Here is a 16,073-nt window from a genome sequence, read left to right as displayed (position 1 = left end):
CCGACGGCGAAGCTTGTTCGCGGCCCGGACGACGCCCCACGACGATCTCCAAGATCGACCCTTGGAGGCAGCCTGGCGGGCAACGGATGGCGGATCAATTCGGGTTAACCATCCGAGCCGAGCCACTAGATGCTCCTGGGGCACACCTGGGGGAAGGGGCCCCGGGAACGCCGCGGGATTTGAACCCACGCCCCCTTCGCCCCGAATAAGGTCCGAGCGAGAACTGCACCTGGCATGCCACACATCGGCCCAGGTCAACGCGTTGGCATGAGTTGGTGTGGCACTGCGGGCGGAAGATGCGGGGAGAAGATCTTCTCCCCGATTTCTCCCAGGTGCGCATCATCCGCCTATCGCTCTGCCGTCAGTAGTTTCGATCCACGGCGAGAGCCCGTTTTTCGTCGGCTTCCCCGATGATTGTCACGAAGATTGCCGGTAGCCGATCTTCCTCACGGCGACTATTGTGGATGGTTGTTATTGGAGACCTCCACTCCTAGGACGGCCGGTTTTTTGATGCGCGCTCTGCCGAGTGTGAAGCTCCTGCTGGGAGCGGCGTTCGGCCCTACGAGGTGCTGAAACACCGTTTGTGAACGAGCGCCTGTCTTTCGCTCCGGTAGTCGAAGGGAGAAAGTCATGCGTGGCAAGCGGTACCTCGTCCGGCTCAGCCCACTCCTCATCGCTTCTCTGGCGTTCCCAGCAGGTTTCGCCGCGGAAACGGCCAGCGCCTCACCCCCAGCCGCTGTGGCGGCATCGGCCCCCGCGAAGGCAGCGCCCACGACCATCGACCAACCGCGTTTCCCGGGTCAGCAGCAACAGCAGCAGGGCGGCCTGCCGTGCTTCTTCGATGGGCAGCAACAGCAGCAGGGCGGCCAGCAGCAACAGCAGGGCGGCCTGCCGTGCTTCTTCGATGGGCAGCAACAGCAGCAGGGCGGCTGGCAGCAACAGCAGCAGGGCTAGTTAGAGCGTGCAAGGCGCAGGATTGCCCTTGCTAGTAGCGAATCATGGGGTTGAGCTGCGCACTAGCGTCTAGCAGTGGGCGCGAGAAGACCCCAGTTCCGCTTGGAAACCGGGGTCGAGGGGCTCGCCCTGGGAGCTAGCGTCGGCCTGCCAATCCTGCAGGTCGACCACGTCAAAGACCTGGCCAAGGGCGGGCCCGACGCCCCATGGAACATGATCGCTCTGTGCCCGAACTGCCACGCTCTCAAGACCTACGGCGAGAACAGGGAAAAGCTCCGACACCTCCTCGCAGCTACAGCACGCCGCCTCCACGCGGCGAAGCTCAGCTAGCGCCTAAGCAAGAGGCCCCTGTCTTAAGGTCGTGCGAGGAGGCTGTGCACGACGGGAACGGGTTTCAAGACCGGGCAGCGGGAGTAACTGACGATGCACTGACCTGCGCTTACGCCCGAGGCAGCACCCCGGGCGTCTCGCCTGGCCCACACATGGCCCACGACTGGCCAGTCCAAGTCGATCACGTTCTGGGCCCGGCGTCGCAGGGCGCTGGCAGGTAGCCCACACTCTGAGCTTGGGAAGCTCGGGTGATCTAGGGATAATTGGTCGCTGACCTGCGGCGGAGCAGCTGCAGTGGGCTCTACGTCGATGCGTGGTCGCCCGTGATTCCCCGTGGTTCCCCGCCCAACCTGGCATGCGTGTGGCACGGACGTGGGCGCGATCAGGGCGCGGGCTTAACGGTGTGGCCCAGGGCGACCAACCCGAGCCCGATCACGAACAGGGTCGCGCTGCCGAACCCGAGACAGGCGACGAGCACCGCACCGCCCCCCAAAGTCTGGGTTGTCGGACCCATCCCGCCAGGCGCCCAAGTAGCAGGGCATGGATGCCAAGAACGATGCCTGTGAGGCAGAGCCCACCGACGATCACAATCAGCGGCAGAAGCATTATCGCGAATGACGTTGACACGGTTCCCCCTCCGTACCTCCAAACCCTGTTGGTCAGCTTAGAACTGAGAGAGGAGGGCGAAGACCCGGCGTGGAGCCCCAGCTGTCCGCAATCTTGAAATCCGTCGTGGGGCGAGTCACCGTGGGTTCAAACCCCACACCCACCGCGCACGTTGAAGGCCCCCGGACCAGCAACATCGGTCAGGGGCCTTCGTCATGCGCGGCGCCTGGTGGTGACCGCGATCCCCCGTGAGTTCCCGGTCTTATCGGACATGGGAGGGGCACGGCCACCTTCTGATCCGTAGCTCTATGTGGATCGGCCAGCGACAGCCATTCCGGACTCCTCATGGCCTTGGAGGCACGCTGCGGGTAGGGGTCGGCTGCGGGGGTTGCTGTACTCAGCTGCTGTACGCCTGCCCTGGAAGACGACCCCGCGAAGAGCCGGTCTACTCTCCTCGGATGAGCGACGCCCTTTGTTTCTGCCTCCTCTGCGCTCCGACAGAGTGGGGCGGCCCCGTGTCGGAGGAACGCGACAGCCGCGTAGCCAAGAACGTTGCGGACTTCGGCTGGCACGTCATGGGCGTGGCCGGCGGTGATGCCCCCGGCGATTGGGGCTACTCCATCGGTCTTTGGCACACACTCCGTAGTCCCGAGGTAAGCGTGTTCGGCCTGCCATCGCAGACTGCGATGCGCGTGGCGAACGCTGCTGGGGCAGCGATACGGGATGGCGACCCTCTCCAACCCGACCAGCGCCGGGGAGACGTACTCAACGGCTACGACGTGGCCGTCCGACCCGTCCATCCCAGCTGGTACCACGACTTCTTCGGTGCGGGCATCGACTTCTACCAAACCCCGCCACTGCCCATCACGCAGCTGTTCTGGCCGGACAAAGCAGGCCGGTTCCCCTGGGAAGAGGGAGTGGATGAGCGCTGCCGCACGGGGCAACCACTGCTCTGGATTCCAAAAGACGAGACCACCGGTCCGTGGGCTGCAATCACGTGAGGTCGGTGGACTCTCCATCGTCTGCGCGAGTCACCGTGGGTTGCCGGGCTATCGGGCACGGGTGGGGCACGACGGCACGCAGGCTTTGCGGTTGGTGCTCATCTTTATCAGGTCGATCACGGGGGTCTGTCAACGCCGGCCAACTGGCAGAAGCCCCCGGGCTGGTGGTCTATCCAGGTCCGCCGCTGACCGCTGCTGTCCACGCCTGTTGGTGTCAGACGTTGATGTCAACTGTGGAGTGTGAGCTTGACACGATCGTCGCAGGCCGGTCAGCGAATCACCTACTGTTGCTCGCACCTGCGCGCTTCCCGCCGGTCCCGGGCCTGCCTGTTGTCGTCCTTGATGGCCTGGATCTCTCTCCAGACACGGAGAGCGAAGCAACAAGCCAGTATTGCGACGGCCACGCAGCCGATCACCAACGAAGCAACTGAGGTCGTGTCGCGAAGGGCCACCCACGCCTCGATGCCCAGAAAGATGACACCGAGCTGGGCAAGCCGCCGCTTCATGGGCCTCCTCCACGGTCAGTCTCCTGTCGGAGACCGAGGACGTACATGCTCGCAGGTCGTGCTCCGACGTGAAACCCTCAGACGCTCCCAGCCGACCCCCAGAATCCTTGCCGTGCGCATTCGGTTCGGCCACCTCGGGCGGACGCGAGGAAGCTCAAGCCGTGGCCGCAGGAGCGTGTTTTCGTGGTGCGCGAAGCGCTGTCGGCGCCCTATCGCAAGGTGGTGGACATTGGCGCTGGGTGTGGTCCGCGACAGGGCGAGATTCTCGGGCTGGCGGTCGACGAAGTCGACTTCCTTGCAGGAGTGGTGCACGTCGTGCGGCAGGTGAAGTTGGTCGAGGCGCAGCTGGTGTTCGCTCCGCCCAAGGGCGGAAAGCTCCGCGATGTTCCGCTGCCGGACTCCGTGGCGTTCGCTGTCGCGGAGCACATCACTCAGCGACCGCCGCTCACGGTCACGTTGCCGTGGAAGGCGCCGCACGGGCCGCCGGTCACGGCGCCGCTGCTCTTTTACTCGCGGGAGCGGAAGCCGGTGAACCGGAACTACTTCAACATGCGCGTCTGGAAGCCGGCGCTGGTTGCCGCCGGTGTCATCCCGGCGCGCAAGCCGGGGCAGCGGTTCGCGGAGTCGCGCGAGCACGGGATGCACGCGCTACGGCACTTCTACGCTTCCGTACTGCTGGACGCGGGGGAGAACGTCAAGGCTCTGTCGGAGTACCTTGGCCACGGCGATCCGGGCTTCACCCTGCGGACCTACACCCACCTCATGCCGAACAGCCAGGCGCGAGCGAGGCAGGCCGTCGACAGCGTTTTCCGCGAGGGCGGAGACACCGACGACGGCCCACAGGCGGCCCAGGAGGAAGGAAAGGCATCCTGACCTGCGGCTGAATCAAATGTCGCGGAAGATCTCGATCTGCGCGCCCACCGAGTTGAGCCGTTCCGCCAGCTCCTCGTAACCGCGGTTGATCACATACACATTGCGCAGTACGGAGGTCCCCTCGGCCGCCATCATCGCGAGCAGTACGACCACGGCGGGCCGCAGCGCCGGCGGGCACATCATCTCGGCCGCGCGCCACCGGGTGGGGCCCTCGACCAGGACCCGGTGCGGGTCCAGGAGCTGGAGCCGGCCGCCCAGGCGGTTGAGGTCCGTCAGGTAGATCGCGCGGTTGTCGTAGACCCAGTCGTGGATGAGCGTCTTGCCCTGCGCCGAGGCGGCGATAGCCGCGAAGAACGGCACGTTGTCGATGTTGAGACCGGGGAACGGCATCGGGTGGATCTTGTCGATCGGGGCCTCCAGCTTGGAGGGCCGGACCGTCAGATCGACCAGCCGGGTACGGCCGTTGTCCGCCGGGTACTCCGTCGTGCGGTCGCAGTCGACGCCCATCTCCTCCAGCACCGCGAGCTCGATCTCCAGGAACTCGATCGGTACCCGGCGGATCGTCAGCTCGGACTCCGTCACCACGGCGGCGGCGAGCAGGCTCATCGCCTCGACCGGGTCCTCGGAGGGGGAGTAGTCGACATCCACATCTATGTGCGGGACACCGTGCACGGTCAGCGTCGTCGTACCGACGCCGTCGACCCGTACGCCCAGCGCCTCCAGGAAGAAGCACAGGTCCTGGACCATGTAGTTGGACGAGGCGTTGCGGATGACGGTCGTGCCGTCGTGGCGGGCGGCGGCCAGCAGCGCGTTCTCCGTCACCGTGTCGCCGCGCTCGGTCAGCACGATGGGCCTGTCCGGGGTCACCGAGTGGTCTATCCGGGCGTGGTAGAGACCCTCGGTCGCGGCTATCTCCAGGCCGAACCGGCGCAGCGCGATCATGTGCGGCTCGACGGTCCGGGTGCCGAGGTCGCAGCCGCCCGCGTACGGCAGCTTGAACTGGTCCATGCGATGCAGCAACGGGCCGAGGAACATGATGATGGACCGGGTCCGCCGGGCGGCGTCCGCGTCGATGGCGGCCATGTCGAGCCGGGCCGGCGGGACGATCTCCAGATCGGTGCCGTCGTTGATCCATCGGGTGCGCACACCGATGGAGTTCAGCACTTCGAGGAGACGGTAGACCTCTTCGATCCGGGCGACCCGGCGCAGCACCGTACGGCCCTTGTTGAGCAGCGAGCCGCAGAGCAGTGCCACGCAGGCGTTCTTGCTGGTTTTGACATCGATCGAGCCGGAGAGCCGACGCCCGCCGACGACCCGCAGATGCATCGGCCCGGCGTAGCCGAGCGACACGATCTCACTGTCGAGTGCTTCACCGATACGGGCAATCATCTCAAGGCTGATGTTCTGATTGCCGCGCTCGATGCGGTTCACGGCGCTCTGGCTGGTGGCGAGCGCCTCCGCGAGCTGACTCTGAGTCCAGCCCCGGTGCTGACGCGCGTCACGTATGAGCTTGCCGATGCGTACGAGGTAGTCGTCTGACATGGCGCCAGGTTATCTCAGATATGAGATGAAGATCGGATGGGGGTGTGGCATTCGGGTGACGGGTGTGGTGAGAGCAGGTGAGGAGGGGAAGGGTGGGGGATGGTGGGGGAGGTGGGCGATGACGGTGGCCACGCCGGCCCCGTCTCCGATTCCGGTACCTGCCGGCCGTTCCCATCGTCCACCCGGTGCGGCGGTCCGGCACGCGGGGTGCGTCCGTGCGGGTGGCACCGGAGCGCGCCGCGCATCCGTGCGGGTGTCACACCGCGGACAGCGCGATCCTGCCGTGGCGCGGCGGGTCTCGCCGAGTCGGTGCGCCCCGGCGGGGCGAGCGTCCGTGTCCGCCATCTCGTCCGCCGCGGCAGCGGGATCGCCGACGCTGTGGCGCGCGACTGCGTCGTGGCGCCCTGGTGCGACAGCGGTCGGGCGCAGTCTGTCCGGCGTCCTGCTTCCCGCCCCGCGGGCGTCGGCGCCGCGGCCCGGCGCCCGGGTCATGTGCCGGGCGGGAACGATCGGCTTCCATGGCGCCGAAAACAAAGACCGCCACCGCGTCCTCGAATGAGCCGAAGGCGGCACGCTCGTCTCCGTATTCAAAGAAGTAATAAATATCTGCGGACACGCAGCGCCACCGAGTAATGGGATGCCTTGCGCCCGCAACACTGTGAGGTCCACTCATCCGCGACGTGGAAGGTGCTCACTCCGGGAGAGCGAGGCGCCGATCGGCCGACCAGGAGTGATTGACATTGGAAAAGTCTGAATTGCTTACCGACGTGAACGCCGGCATCGATCACTCTGTGATGAAGAAACTGCCGGAGGTCACCCTGGCCTTCTGGATCATGAAGATCGCCGCGACGACGCTCGGCGAGACGGCCGGCGACCTGTTCGCCCAGACCCTCGGACTCGGCTACTTCCTCACCACGGTCGCGCTGTTCCTGGTCTTCGTTGTCACGCTGGTCGTGCAGCTGAGGTCCACCCACTACAACCCCTTCTTCTACTGGACCGTCATCCTGTCCACCAGCATGGCCGGCACCACGATGTCCGACTTCATGAACCGTGACGCCAGCGCCACATACCTTTCCGGCGGGACCACGTCGCTGGGCTGGGGGCCGCAAGGCCTGGGGCTGGGGTACCCCACAGGAGCCGCGATCCTGATCTCGCTCCTGATTGCCGTCTTCGTCATCTGGAAATTCACCGGGCTGACGTTCTCCATCCGCGACATCGTCACTTTCCGCGGCGAGGCTCTCTTCTGGTCGGCGATTCTCGTCTCGAACACGCTCGGCACTTCCATGGGTGATTTCCTGTCCGACAGCTCCGGACTCGGCTATGCGGGTGGCGCGCTTCTCGTGACCGGGCTGCTCACGGTGCTTCTCGCGCTCATGCGGGTGCCTGTCGTGCCGAACGTCCTGCTGTTCTGGATCGCGTTCGTGCTCACGCGCCCGCTCGGGGCCACTGTCGGCGATTTCCTCACCAAGCCTGTCGCCAAGGGGGGTCTCGACCTCGGGACGATGGGCTCGTCGCTCGCGCTCCTCGCGCTCCTCTTCGGCCTCGTGGCCCATGCCCGTGTGAAGGAGCGGAGGGGCGCCGTGCCACGCGACGAGGTCCTGGCCGAGGACTCCTGAGTGCGGCCGGGAGCCGGGTCGGGCGGCATCGTACGGGCAGCCGGGCATGACCGTTCAGCGGTGATGTACTAGAGTTATCTCGACATCGAGATATCTGCCGAAGGTGCACCGTAGCCACCGAACGGTAAGGGTTACCTAACTAAGCCTTACCTTAGCGGATGGTCGAGGAGCCGTAGGCGGCACCACGCGGCGCCCGCCGTAATGAGGCGCGGCGCGGTGGTACGCGCACATTGATGAAGGAGACTGTCGTGTCGGCGAACAGCTTCGACGCCCGCAGCACGCTGCGCGTGGGCGACGAGTCGTACGAGATCTTCAAGCTGGACAAGGTCGAGGGCTCCGCGCGCCTCCCTTACAGCCTGAAAGTGCTGCTGGAGAACCTGCTCCGCACCGAGGACGGCGCGAACATCACCGCCGACCACATCCGGGCGCTGGGTGGCTGGGACTCCCAGGCCCAGCCCAGCCAGGAGATCCAGTTCACGCCGGCCCGCGTGATCATGCAGGACTTCACCGGTGTTCCGTGTGTCGTGGACCTCGCCACCATGCGTGAGGCCGTGAAGGAGCTCGGCGGCGACCCGGCGAAGATCAACCCCCTCGCGCCGGCCGAGCTGGTCATCGACCACTCCGTCATCGCGGACAAGTTCGGCACCAACGACGCGTTCGCGCAGAACGTCGAGCTGGAGTACGGCCGCAACAAGGAGCGCTACCAGTTCCTGCGCTGGGGCCAGACCGCCTTCGACGAGTTCAAGGTCGTCCCCCCGGGCACCGGCATCGTCCACCAGGTCAACATCGAGCACCTGGCCCGTACGGTCATGGTCCGGGGTGGCCAGGCGTACCCCGACACCCTCGTCGGCACCGACTCGCACACCACCATGGTCAACGGCCTCGGTGTGCTGGGCTGGGGCGTCGGCGGCATCGAGGCCGAGGCCGCGATGCTCGGCCAGCCGGTCTCCATGCTCATCCCGCGCGTCGTCGGCTTCAAGCTGACCGGCGAGCTGAAGCCCGGCACCACCGCCACCGACCTCGTGCTGACCATCACCGAGATGCTCCGCAAGCACGGCGTCGTCGGCAAGTTCGTCGAGTTCTACGGTGAGGGCGTCGCCGCCACCTCCCTCGCGAACCGCGCCACCATCGGCAACATGTCGCCGGAGTTCGGCTCCACCGCCGCGATCTTCCCGATCGACGACGAGACGCTGAAGTACCTGCGCCTGACCGGCCGTGACGAGCAGCAGGTCGCGCTCGTCGAGGCGTACGCCAAGGAGCAGGGCCTCTGGCTCGACCCGGCCGCGGAGCCGGACTTCTCCGAGAAGCTGGAGCTCGACCTCGCCACGGTCGTCCCCTCCATCGCCGGCCCGAAGCGCCCGCAGGACCGCATCGTCCTCGCCAACGCCTCGCAGCAGTTCGCGCAGGACGTCCGCAACTACGTCTCCGAGGACGAGGAGTCCGGCAAGGAGTCCTTCCCGGCCTCCGACTCGCCGGCCTCCTCCAACGGTGTGCCGTCGCGTCCGACCACGGTCACGGCCCCCGACGGAACGACGTACGAGATCGACCACGGCGCCGTCACCGTCGCCGCGATCACGTCCTGCACCAACACCTCGAACCCGTACGTCATGGTCGCCGCGGCGCTCGTGGCCAAGAAGGCGGTCGAGAAGGGCCTGACCCGCAAGCCGTGGGTCAAGACCACCCTCGCCCCGGGCTCCAAGGTCGTCACCGACTACTTCGACAAGGCGGGCCTGACCCCGTACCTCGACAAGGTCGGCTTCAACCTCGTCGGCTACGGCTGCACCACCTGCATCGGCAACTCCGGCCCGCTGCCGGAGGAGGTCTCCAAGGCGGTCAACGAGCACGATCTGGCCGTGACCTCGGTGCTCTCCGGCAACCGTAACTTCGAGGGCCGGATCAACCCCGACGTCAAGATGAACTACCTGGCGTCCCCGCCGCTGGTCGTCGCGTACGCCATCGCCGGTTCGATGAAGGTCGACATCACCAAGGACGCCCTGGGCATCGACCAGGACGGCAAGCCGGTCTACCTCGCGGACATCTGGCCCACCGAGGCCGAGGTCAACGACGTCGTCGCCAACTCCATCGGCGAGGACATGTTCAACAAGTCCTACAAGGACGTCTTCGCGGGCGACGCCCAGTGGCAGGCGCTACCGATCCCGACCGGCAACACCTTCGAGTGGGACCCGCAGTCCACCTACGTGCGCAAGCCCCCTTACTTCGAGGGCATGACGATGGAGACCACCCCGGTCTCCGACATCACCGGCGCCCGCGTGCTGGCGAAGCTGGGCGACTCGGTCACCACCGACCACATCTCCCCGGCCGGTGCGATCAAGGCCGACACCCCGGCCGGCACGTACCTGACGGAGCACGGCGTCGAGCGCCGCGACTTCAACTCGTACGGCTCGCGCCGCGGTAACCACGAGGTCATGATTCGCGGCACGTTCGCGAACATCCGCCTGCGCAACCAGATCGCCCCGGGCACCGAGGGTGGCTACACCCGCGACTTCACCCAGGCAGATGCGCCGGTGTCGTTCATCTACGACGCCTCGCAGAACTACCAGGCCGCCGGCACCCCGCTGGTCATCCTGGCGGGCAAGGAGTACGGCTCCGGCTCGTCCCGCGACTGGGCCGCCAAGGGCACCGCGCTCCTCGGCGTCAAGGCCGTCATCGCCGAGTCGTACGAGCGCATCCACCGCTCGAACCTCATCGGCATGGGCGTCCTCCCGCTCCAGTTCCCGGAGGGCGCGGCCGCCGAGGCCCTCGGCCTCACCGGCGAGGAGACCTTCTCCTTCACCGGCGTGACCGAGCTGAACAACGGCACCACGCCGCGCACGGTGAAGGTCTCCACCGACACCGGTGTGGAGTTCGACGCGGTCGTCCGCATCGACACCCCCGGTGAGGCGGACTACTACCGCAACGGCGGCATCATGCAGTACGTGCTCCGCAGCCTGATCCGCAAGTAGGGTCCGGCAGCAGCAGGAAGGGCCGCATCCCGGTGACGGGGTGCGGCCCTTCGGTGTCACGCGGCGGTGGTGAGCGTGTGAATGCCGTGCAGCTGCGTCATGACGTCCCGCAGCGAGCGGCAGTTGCGCGGCCCCGCACCCGGCGCGGGTCGCGCCGTGCCATGACCGTCCTCCAGCGCGTCGGCCGTCGCCGACAGCGCACGCGTCACCTGCTCCACCTCGGCGGGCGACGGCCGGGGCACGCCGTGCTCGACCCGCAGCGCACACACGGTCGCCGCGTCGACGATGAGTTCGGCGGAGGCCGTCACGGCCGCCCAGTCGCGCTTCTTCCTGCCGTACGGGCCCGGCAGTTCGGCCGCCGCCGTCTCGGCCGCCGCCCGTGCCTCGGCGAGCGCGCGGTACGCGGCGTTCCGCAGGGCCAGACCCTCTGCGCCCGACCTGCGCGGGGCGTGCGCCCCTCCCGGTCCGGCCAGCACATGGTGCAGATACCGCTCCGTGCAGCGCAGGGTGACCGCGTATCGGTGCCCCACCCGCACTCTGGGATCGGCCAGCCGGGGAAGGTGCCCGACGAGCAGCACGATGGCGCAGGCCAGCGAGGTCTCCAGCAGCCGGGCGGGCGCGGCCTCCGTGTCACCTGCCGTGCGGACGAAGGAGAGCACCAGCACCGTGATCACGGCGGTCTGCAGACCGAAGTGCCGGACGGAGAACGGGACCAGCGCGGCGCCCACGACGACCAGCGCCACCGTGGCCGGAGCGCCGAGCCCGCCCCGCCGGCGAGAGCATGCTCCGCCAGGACCGGGACGGCGCGGCGGTGTTCCGCGTACCCGGGGCGGCAGCGCCGTGCAGCGTACGGTCGAAGACGACGGCGGCCTCCAGCAGCGCACAATCGAACGCCGCCCGCTCGACCGAGTCCGACACCGGGCTCGGCAACAGCCCCGCAGGACCGCCGGTCCGCACGGCGGCGGCCAGCCGACGGGGTCCGTCGGCGACCTCGCAGGGGACGGCCCGCCCCTCCCACAGCAGCGCGATGCTCGCTTCGCACAGCGCGACCGCCGCGCCGAAACGTTCGGCGAGTGGATGGCCCGCGGCGCCGCCCCGGCCGGGCCAGGGCAGCAGCCGCATCAGACGCAGCGCCTCGTCCGCCTGCTGCTGCGCGGCGACCAGCCTGCGACGCGCAGCGGCAGCATGCGGTCCGCCGAGCGCGTGGAGCGCGTCCGCCAGGGCGTCGAAGACGGCGGCGACCGCCTCGTGCTCGCCGCTCGACCGTGCGGGCCCGCCGTGCCCGGGAGCCCGCAGGACCAGCCGCAACAGCAGCAGCCAGATCGCGCCGGAGAGGAAGCAGAGGGCCTTGAACCAGGCAGGCCCCGGCATCGGCATCCCCATGCCGATCGTGGTGGTGACCAGCATCTGGAGGGCCGCCGCCGACCACAGCGCACCCACCGCGCTCAGCGCACCGGAGACCCACCCGACCAGGAAGAGCACGGGCACCGCGGCCCAGCGCCCGGCACCGTCGGCAACCAGGGCCCCGACGAGCAGCCCGAGCGATCCGGCCACGGCGGGCAACCCGATGCCCACCATCCCCTTGCGCCGGGTCCCCGGGCGGTCGTTGACCCCGGCGAGCATCGCCCCGAGTGCCGCGAGGACTCCCGGCCCCGGATGTCCCGTGGCGATACCGGCACCGAGCAGCGGCCCCGCGCCGAGCGCGCCGCGCACCATCGCGGTCCGCGGGACAGGGGCCGCACGCCGGCTCACGACGTGGGTGAGCCAGGCGGGTGCGGGCCGTCGGCCGGACCTGACACCTCTACGAGCCGGGACACGCACGGCTGACCTCCTCGTACACCGGCCGGACACAGATCCGGGGCTGTCGGGGCGGGCAACGGCGGCCGCATACGAGCGACCGTAACAGGGTGATTTGTCGATCGGACGACGGTGAGGTTTCAGCGATGTGATCACCGCGCGGCACCGACCGGAAGATGTGCACCCCCGGCTCGGTCCACCACCGCTCATGGGCCTCGGCGAGCCGCGCCGCCGGCTCCGTACGGCCGTGCCCCGTGCGCGACGGCGCGAAGCGGGCGGTGCCCGCGGTTCATGCGTGGGCTCCTTCCCGTCCGAGGGGTGCGGCCTTCGTCCTCGCGGCGGTCCGGGGCGGCAGCTGTACGAGACCGGCGAGCGCCAGGGCCACCAGGACCAGGTAGATCAGCCCGTGCCGGAAGGCGGTCGGCACACCGGCGGCGAGGCTGCCGTAGTAGACGATGCCGACGACGCCGGCCTCGAGCGCCCCGCCCACCTGCTGCGCCGTGGTGAGCGCCCCGGCGGCGGCTCCGGCGTGCTGCGGGTGCTCGCGCCGCGGGTGGTGGCGCGGATCGGCCGGCAGACGACCGGTGGCCGGTGGCGTACGGATCCGGGTGGTGGCCCGCGCGATCACGGAGACGACCGTGTGGCGACCGGCCGAACCTCAGATGTGCCTACTGAACTGCTTCAGAACGCACGGCTCTTGACGCCCTTGATGAAGGACATCCAGCCGGCCGCGCGGAAGACGAGCACCGGGCTGTTCGTGATCTTGCTGTCGCGCACGGGGACGAGGTCCGGAGCGTCGTCGGCCACCTCCACGCAGTTGCCGCCGTCCCCATTGCTGTAGGAGGACTTACGCCAGGTTGCCGTGGTCAGATCAGCTGCGGTAGTCATCGGTCGTATAGTCCTTCGCCGCCGATTCGATCAGGGCCAGGGATGCCTCCGGCGACAGCGCGGCAGCCCTGGCCAGATCGTATGCGGAACGGAACTGGTCCACCACCGCTGATTCCTCGATGAGTTGGCCGCCGTAGGCGCCTTCGGTGTACACGGCAGGTGGAGCATCGGTGAAGTGCATCAGTGTGACCGAGGTATCCAGGAACGGGGGCGCCCCGGCGGAGAACGGAAGCACCTGAGCGACGATGCGCGTGCGTGACCGGTTCTGCTCAGCGAGGTGCGTGAGTTGTTCAGCCATGACGGCGCCTCCGCCCACCAGTACGCGAAGAGCGGCCTCGTGGACAATGACCCACAGGATGGGAGCCGTTGGGGAATCGAGCAGCTGTGCCCGGTCCATTCGGGTCCTGACGTGCCCCTCGATGACGGACGGCGTGGTGAACGGCTGAGCGGCCTGAGTCAGAGCCCGTGCGTACGCCTCGGTCTGCAGAAGTCCCGGCACCACCAAGGACGAATACTCCTCGATCGACCTGGCACGCTCCTGGAGCTCCGCAGCATCGGCGAAGTAGCTTGCCACCTTGGACTTGCGCGCCAGCCGGCACAACCGTTCCAGATGCTCCCCGCTACCGAAAAGCTGGTCGAAGACGCGGGACATGTCGATCTGCGGCCGCCGATTCGCCGACTCGAACTGCCCGATGTAGGAGCCCGAGCAGAACACCTGCTCGCCCAGTTGCTCCTGGGACAGCCCGGCGGCTTCGCGCAGGCGGCGTAACTCGCAGCCGTAGAAGGCTCGCGGATTGGTGTACGGGTCCAGTTCCTTGGGTTGCGGCATGTGGCGGAATGTAGCCGGACACCAGGTCGCCGGACTCGGAAACGACGTGCCGGCCACCCCATCGTGGACGGCCCGGAATGCGATCGTGGATCAGCGGGTTTGCAACCTTCGAAACACGCGGCGCGGACAGTACAGAGAGCGGATGGCACCCATGGGCGAGTTGATCCTTATCCGGCACGGCGAGACCGAGTGGTCCCGGAACGGTCGGCACACGAGCCACACCGATCTGCCCCTGACCGACCTCGGCGAGCGTCAGGCCCGTGCTCTCGTGCCGCTGATCGCCGACCGGAAGATCGGGCTCACCCTGGTCAGCCCGGCCCTGCGCGCCCGGCGCACCGCCGAGCTCGCCGGCCTTGACTCGCCCCGTGTCACACCTGACCTGCGCGAGTGGGACTACGGCGGCTACGAGGGTGTGACCACCGTCGAGATCCACCGGAGCCGGCCCTCGTGGAACCTGTGGACCGATGGCGTCACCCCCGGCCCCGAGGCGCACCCCGGGGAGACGCCGGCTGAGGTGGGCAAGCGCGCCGACCGCGTGCTCACCGAGGTCCGTTCGGCCGCCGAACAGGTGGGGGACGCGGACATCGTTCTCGTTGCGCACTCCCACTTCCTGCGCGTGCTCACCGCCCGCTATCTGAGGCTGGCTCCAGCCGGGGGTGCCATGTTCCAGCTCGTCACGGGGGCCGTCTCGCGGCTCGGCACCGAGCATGGGCAGCCCGTCATCACCGCCCTGAACCTGGCCCTGCCCGAGAGTCTCTTCCACGCCGCCGTCCCGGAGTCGCCCGAGCAGGCCTGAGCACGTCCACGCCCTTCAGTCCATCGCGTCCGTCCCCATGTCGGCACGCATCGCGTCCCGCACCCGGGTCAGCGCCTCCAGCACCTGGGCGGCATGGTGCTCGTACTCCGGCATTCCGTGGAGGAGACCGTCGGCGACCGCGTCGCGCAGGTCACGGACCCGTCGGAAGTACCGAAGCGCAGGTTCGACGACTGCTCGTGGCGCGAAGACCTCGAACTGATAGCGCAGTTCGTAGCAGTCCGTGAAGCAGGCGCGGGCGGACCGGGAGCGCTCCTCCGCGGACCGGGACCTGTCCCGCGCGATCGACCAGAGCTCACTGCGCGCCTTGGCCAGAGCGGACAAGTAGGCGCTGTACAGGTCCCGTCGGCTCGTCCGCCACTCCCGCCTGGTCTCCCGCAGATCCCGGCGACGTTCGATGACCAGCGCCGAGCTGAGGGCGATGACCGCGCCTGCGACCGTGCTGACGACCGTTATCCAGCTCATCGCGGCAGCGTAGGAGAGGGGCGGGCCCCCTGAACAGACCCTCCTGTCGGATCCCGGCGCGCCGGTTCGGCGCTCGTGGCGGCACGTATATTCGGCTGGTACGACACAGCGATCAAGCCTGTGACGTGGGCTTTCGCGGCCCGGAGAACGAGTATGAACCAACGGCGAGGAGCAGGTAGATGACGGCAACCGCGCGCCCGAGCGTGCAGTACGAGGACGACCGGGTGCGGGTCACCCGCTGGGACTTCGAGCCCGGGACGCGTACCGGCCACCATGTCCATGCGTACGACTATGTGGTCGTGCCGGTCGTCGACGGTGTCATCAGTGCCTTCGCGCCCGACGGGTCGGTGACCGAGTCGCAGCTGCGGGCCGGTGAGTCGTACGCCCGCCCGGCCGGTGGTGAGCACGATGTCGTCAATACCGGCAGTGCCTGGCTGGCCTTCGTCGAGATCGAGCTCAAGGGGACATCGGCTGCGGCCGTGTCGTCCTGAGCCGGAGCGCCATGGCCGGGCCGAGGATGCCGTCCTCGTACCTCTTCGGGATCCGTCTTCCTGGGGGATCCGCTGCCGGAGCGACGGTTCCGGTGGCGGATCAGTCTGCGCGCGGCGGCTACCGGTCGGAGGTGACCGTCACCGACACCGGCGATGTGCCGATGCTCGGCTGGATGGTCGGCTGGACGCAGCCGGACGGCCGGCGCGTTGACAGTCTCTGGAACGGTGCAACGACCGTCCAGGGACAGGACGTGATGGTCCACAACGCGGACTGGAACGGATCGCTCGATCCGGGTGAGTCCTCGACCTTCGGATACGTCTCCTCGGGCGGCGAGCCCGATCCGACGACCGAGTTCGTCTGCACGGTGGGATGAACGAACGGCCGGTACCTCAACCGA

The 16,073-nt window shown here is 68.1% G+C and carries 15 protein-coding genes and 2 pseudogenes; 9 read left to right on the top strand and 8 right to left on the bottom strand.

Features of this window, described 5'->3' with window-relative positions; genetic code table 11:
* Window positions 1–630 precede the first annotated feature (630 nt).
* From OG395_RS17490 to OG395_RS17480, 3 genes are all read left to right on the top strand, one after another.
* Window positions 631–954, top strand: a complete 324-nt coding sequence (locus OG395_RS17490) for a hypothetical protein (protein WP_327243793.1) — start codon at window positions 631–633, stop codon at window positions 952–954.
* A 75-nt stretch (window positions 955–1,029) separates the two neighbouring features.
* Entirely contained in the window at window positions 1,030–1,284 is a 255-nt protein-coding gene (locus OG395_RS17485; protein ID WP_442818572.1) for an HNH endonuclease signature motif containing protein, read from the top strand.
* A gap of 1,064 nt (window positions 1,285–2,348) precedes the next feature.
* Window positions 2,349–2,891 carry a DUF4262 domain-containing protein gene (locus OG395_RS17480; RefSeq protein ID WP_327243792.1) on the top strand — a complete coding sequence of 181 codons (543 nt, stop codon included), beginning with the start codon at window positions 2,349–2,351 and terminating at the stop codon, window positions 2,889–2,891.
* 281 nt (window positions 2,892–3,172) lie between these two features.
* Here OG395_RS17480 and OG395_RS17475 read toward each other — a convergent pair whose 3' ends face one another.
* Window positions 3,173–3,397 carry a hypothetical protein gene (locus OG395_RS17475; RefSeq protein WP_327243791.1) on the bottom strand — a complete coding sequence of 75 codons (225 nt, stop codon included), beginning with the start codon at window positions 3,395–3,397 and terminating at the stop codon, window positions 3,173–3,175.
* 99 nt (window positions 3,398–3,496) lie between these two features.
* Between OG395_RS17475 and OG395_RS17470 the strand changes: the two are divergent.
* Window positions 3,497–4,270 (top strand): annotated as a pseudogene (locus OG395_RS17470) (tyrosine-type recombinase/integrase); the annotation flags it as partial.
* Between the two features lie 12 nt (window positions 4,271–4,282).
* Here OG395_RS17470 and OG395_RS17465 read toward each other — a convergent pair.
* On the bottom strand, window positions 4,283–5,812 hold the full coding sequence (locus OG395_RS17465; protein ID WP_327243790.1) for a helix-turn-helix domain-containing protein: 1,530 nt from the start codon (window positions 5,810–5,812) through the stop codon (window positions 4,283–4,285).
* A 794-nt stretch (window positions 5,813–6,606) separates the two neighbouring features.
* On the opposite strand from OG395_RS17465, the gene OG395_RS17460 reads away from it, so the two are divergent.
* Both OG395_RS17460 and acnA read left to right on the top strand, forming a co-directional pair.
* A complete protein-coding gene (locus OG395_RS17460; protein WP_327243789.1) occupies window positions 6,607–7,428 on the top strand; it encodes a COG4705 family protein in 822 nt (273 codons plus the stop codon).
* Between the two features lie 248 nt (window positions 7,429–7,676).
* Window positions 7,677–10,391, top strand: a complete 2,715-nt coding sequence (acnA, locus tag OG395_RS17455; protein ID WP_327243788.1) for an aconitate hydratase AcnA — start codon at window positions 7,677–7,679, stop codon at window positions 10,389–10,391.
* A gap of 56 nt (window positions 10,392–10,447) precedes the next feature.
* Here acnA and OG395_RS17450 read toward each other — a convergent pair whose 3' ends face one another.
* The 5 genes from OG395_RS17450 to OG395_RS17430 all read right to left on the bottom strand — a co-directional run bounded on the left by OG395_RS17450 (window position 10,448) and on the right by OG395_RS17430 (window position 13,905).
* Window positions 10,448–11,065, bottom strand: a complete 618-nt coding sequence (locus OG395_RS17450; protein WP_327243787.1) for a hypothetical protein — start codon at window positions 11,063–11,065, stop codon at window positions 10,448–10,450.
* The gene (locus tag OG395_RS17445) at window positions 11,022–12,143 is read right to left on the bottom strand and encodes a hypothetical protein (RefSeq protein ID WP_327243786.1); all 1,122 of its coding nucleotides are present in this window, start codon (window positions 12,141–12,143) and stop codon (window positions 11,022–11,024) included. Before OG395_RS17445 ends, OG395_RS17450 begins: the two co-directional genes overlap by 44 nt.
* Window positions 12,144–12,477: 334 nt before the next feature.
* Window positions 12,478–12,816: a hypothetical protein gene (locus OG395_RS17440; RefSeq protein ID WP_327243785.1), complete on the bottom strand. Its 339-nt coding sequence runs from the start codon at window positions 12,814–12,816 to the stop codon at window positions 12,478–12,480.
* Window positions 12,817–12,869: 53 nt separating this feature from the next.
* Entirely contained in the window at window positions 12,870–13,076 is a 207-nt protein-coding gene (locus OG395_RS17435) for a DUF397 domain-containing protein (RefSeq protein ID WP_327243784.1), read from the bottom strand.
* Complete coding sequence (locus tag OG395_RS17430; RefSeq protein ID WP_327243783.1) at window positions 13,060–13,905, bottom strand: helix-turn-helix domain-containing protein; 846 nt, start codon at window positions 13,903–13,905, stop codon at window positions 13,060–13,062. The genes OG395_RS17435 and OG395_RS17430 overlap by 17 nt, the downstream gene beginning before the upstream one ends.
* Before the next feature lie 151 nt (window positions 13,906–14,056).
* On the opposite strand from OG395_RS17430, the gene OG395_RS17425 reads away from it, so the two are divergent.
* On the top strand, window positions 14,057–14,701 hold the full coding sequence (locus OG395_RS17425) for a histidine phosphatase family protein (protein WP_327249369.1): 645 nt from the start codon (window positions 14,057–14,059) through the stop codon (window positions 14,699–14,701).
* A 15-nt stretch (window positions 14,702–14,716) separates the two neighbouring features.
* On the opposite strand, the gene OG395_RS17420 is transcribed toward OG395_RS17425, so the two are convergent.
* The gene (locus OG395_RS17420) at window positions 14,717–15,184 is read right to left on the bottom strand and encodes a hypothetical protein (protein WP_327243782.1); all 468 of its coding nucleotides are present in this window, start codon (window positions 15,182–15,184) and stop codon (window positions 14,717–14,719) included.
* A gap of 179 nt (window positions 15,185–15,363) precedes the next feature.
* On the opposite strand from OG395_RS17420, the gene OG395_RS17415 reads away from it, so the two are divergent.
* Together OG395_RS17415 and OG395_RS17410 are read left to right on the top strand one after the other, a co-directional pair.
* Window positions 15,364–15,675 (top strand): cupin domain-containing protein, encoded by a 312-nt coding sequence (locus tag OG395_RS17415; RefSeq protein WP_327243781.1) that lies wholly within the window; start codon window positions 15,364–15,366, stop codon window positions 15,673–15,675.
* Between the two features lie 113 nt (window positions 15,676–15,788).
* Window positions 15,789–16,049 (top strand): annotated as a pseudogene (locus OG395_RS17410) (cellulose binding domain-containing protein); the annotation flags it as partial.
* Window positions 16,050–16,073: the final 24 nt, after the last annotated feature.

The sequence above is a fragment of the Streptomyces sp. NBC_01320 genome (assembly GCF_035974375.1).
Taxonomy (GTDB): Bacteria; Actinomycetota; Actinomycetes; order Streptomycetales; family Streptomycetaceae; genus Streptomyces; species Streptomyces yanii.
This window is presented reverse-complemented; position numbering and strand designations above follow the sequence as displayed.

Bases quoted from the DNA above. Each gene is read 5' to 3' on its own strand.
- OG395_RS17415 (WP_327243781.1), top strand. From the start codon at position 15,364: ATGACGGCAACCGCGCGCCCGAGCGTGCAGTACGAGGACGACCGGGTG.
- OG395_RS17430 (WP_327243783.1), bottom strand. From the start codon at position 13,905: ATGCCGCAACCCAAGGAACTGGACCCGTACACCAATCCGCGAGCCTTC.
- OG395_RS17475 (WP_327243791.1), bottom strand. From the start codon at position 3,397: ATGAAGCGGCGGCTTGCCCAGCTCGGTGTCATCTTTCTGGGCATCGAG.
- OG395_RS17435 (WP_327243784.1), bottom strand. From the start codon at position 13,076: ATGACTACCGCAGCTGATCTGACCACGGCAACCTGGCGTAAGTCCTCC.
- OG395_RS17465 (WP_327243790.1), bottom strand. From the start codon at position 5,812: ATGTCAGACGACTACCTCGTACGCATCGGCAAGCTCATACGTGACGCG.
- OG395_RS17425 (WP_327249369.1), top strand. From the start codon at position 14,057: ATGGGCGAGTTGATCCTTATCCGGCACGGCGAGACCGAGTGGTCCCGG.
- OG395_RS17460 (WP_327243789.1), top strand. From the start codon at position 6,607: ATGAAGAAACTGCCGGAGGTCACCCTGGCCTTCTGGATCATGAAGATC.
- OG395_RS17420 (WP_327243782.1), bottom strand. From the start codon at position 15,184: ATGAGCTGGATAACGGTCGTCAGCACGGTCGCAGGCGCGGTCATCGCC.
- OG395_RS17490 (WP_327243793.1), top strand. From the start codon at position 631: ATGCGTGGCAAGCGGTACCTCGTCCGGCTCAGCCCACTCCTCATCGCT.
- OG395_RS17480 (WP_327243792.1), top strand. From the start codon at position 2,349: ATGAGCGACGCCCTTTGTTTCTGCCTCCTCTGCGCTCCGACAGAGTGG.